General features: G+C 41.0%; 2 protein-coding genes. Both read left to right on the forward strand.

Going from position 1 to position 2,267, the window contains the following annotated elements:
• The coding region (locus tag Q8907_16465; protein MDP4275863.1) for a glycogen debranching protein at nt 1-638 on the forward strand (638 nt) is incomplete at its 5' end.
• Nucleotides 639-1,069: 431 nt separating this feature from the next.
• Complete coding sequence (locus Q8907_16470; protein ID MDP4275864.1) at nt 1,070-1,900, forward strand: hypothetical protein; 831 nt, start codon at nt 1,070-1,072, stop codon at nt 1,898-1,900.
• Nucleotides 1,901-2,267 lie beyond the last annotated feature (367 nt).

Here is a 2,267-nt window from a genome sequence, read left to right on the forward strand (position 1 = left end):
ACAGGTATTTGTCGCCCCGTTCGCCTTATCCAACCCTGGCCATTCCTGTCCAGGGCATAGGCAACTGGTGTTCACCGCTGATGACTGCAAACATCGACGATTCGGGTTTAAGAAAGAGGGCCGGAACAAAAAACAGGATTTGCCTGCCTCAGGGTATCCCCTTTGCTACGCCCGGTAATGCTGAGGGGAAAAATATCATTTTTACTTCGCGCTGGGATAATTATCCTCCGGAAGCAACAGTCCCTTTGTCGGGCAGGGCTTCACATGCCTATCTGCTGATGGCCGGTTCGACCAATTATATGCAAAGCCGTTTTTCAAACGGGGAGGTGATTGTGGATTATGCTGACGGGACACAGGATAAACTGGTGCTGAGGAATCCCGAAACCTGGTGGCCGATCGAACAGGATTATTTCATAGATGGTTATGCTTTTCCACTGGTTGCACCACATCCGGTAAGGGTTCATCTGAAAACAGGTGAAATGACCACCCGGCTTGAGAAAGAACAAAAAATTGACGGCGGGGCTGCAACTGTACTCGATCTTTCGTTGGACAGCTCCAGGGAATTAAAAGATTTAAAACTGGTTACTTTGGCCAACGAAGTGGTCATCGGACTGATGGCTGTTACGCTTGCCAAATGATATTTTGAGTAGATGAAATTTATAAACAGAACATTGTAAAGTTTGAAGTTGTTTGAAGTTGTTTGAAATGGTTTGAAGTTGTTTGAAATGGTTTGATAATGTTTGAAATGGTTGGAGGTGGTTCAATGGAATTACTGAAAAAAAAGTTCCAGATAAACCCACTGAGGCACCAGGGACAAGGAAAAATCAGGAATAATTATTCCTCTGTGCCTTCTCTGTGTCTCTCTGTGTTATCGTATTTGTATTTTAAAAGTCAATTATTTCACAGAGTTCCACAGAGGAATTTCACTGAGAACCACAGAGATTTTCCCCGTGTTCTCTGTCCCCTAGTGGTTAAAATATATTAATGTTGAGTACAAAACCAGAAATTACTGTTTTACACGATAAATTAAACTGGCATCAATTTTATAAATCAATTAAATAGTTTGAAGATGAAAATGATTAATTCGAAAAAACTGAGTGTAAGGAAATGTTTATTCCTTTTACTGGCCGGGCTTGCAGCTTTTGCCGTATTGCCCGTTAATGCGCAGAAAAAGGTTGTGGGTTTGGACAACTGGTACAACCATGAGACCAACCCAAAGACAGGTAAACCTTATCATTATTTGTGGACTGATTCTGCCTTCAGCGGATATTCACGCTGGGGACAAATTTTTACTAAAAAAGGCGCAAAAATCACAACCCTTACAGCAGCACCTGATGCTGCAAGTTTAAATAAACTGGATATTTATATTATTGTAGATCCGGATACCCTTTCCGAAAATCCTTCGCCCAATTACATCATGCCCAATCAGGCCGATGCAATCCAAAAATGGGTGAGGGATAAGGGCGGAGTTTTGGTGCTGCTTGCCAACGATGCGCCCAATTGTGAATTTACCCACTTAAATCAATTGTCTAAGAGGTTTGGAATCATTTTTAACTATGTCTCTATCCATCAGGTTTTAAAAGATAAATGGGAGATGGGCGCTGTGAAAAATCTGCCTGTTCATCCCATCTTCAAAGATGTGAAGAAGATTTACCTGAAGGAAATTTCTACGTTCACCTTATCAAAACCTGCCCAATCTGTTTTGACTGAAAATGGACAGATCCTGATGGCCGTCAGCAAGTATGGCAAAGGAATGGTTTTTGCTGTGGGCGATCCCTGGATCTACAATGAGTATATTGATCACGACCGTCTGCCCAAGGATTTCGATAACCGGAAAGCTGCCGAGAACCTGACAACCTTCCTTTTGCAAAGTTGCCATAAAGGACAGGCCAAAAAGTAAACCTTCCCCGCATCATTGTACATGAAGGTTGAATGAGGTTATTCAATTTTTTCGGGAAAAATAATTCAAAATGTTTCCTCGACAGTTGATAAAAAGGAAATCAAATTTCCCGGATGTAACAATGGATTGCGGTGAAAATGCCTGGACAGGTTCTTTATAAAAGTGTATTTGCACTTTGGATAGTCAATGCTATATGATAGATGATGAACATATTTTATAACAGATCAATGAAAAGGACAGTAAATATATTGTTTTTAGCTGCCATTACTTTTTGCGCCTTTGGCCAAAAAACAGAAATCAGGTATTTATCGGGCATAGATAAGGATCATACCGTAGCCTGGGATTTCTTTTGTACAAAAGGAATGAA

The organism is Bacteroidota bacterium (assembly GCA_030706565.1).
Classification (GTDB): Bacteria; Bacteroidota; Bacteroidia; order Bacteroidales; family JAUZOH01; genus JAUZOH01.

What these genes read in the sequence shown, in the direction of transcription:
- Q8907_16470 (MDP4275864.1), top strand. Translation starts at nt 1,070, where the DNA reads ATGAAAATGATTAATTCGAAAAAACTGAGTGTAAGGAAATGTTTATTC.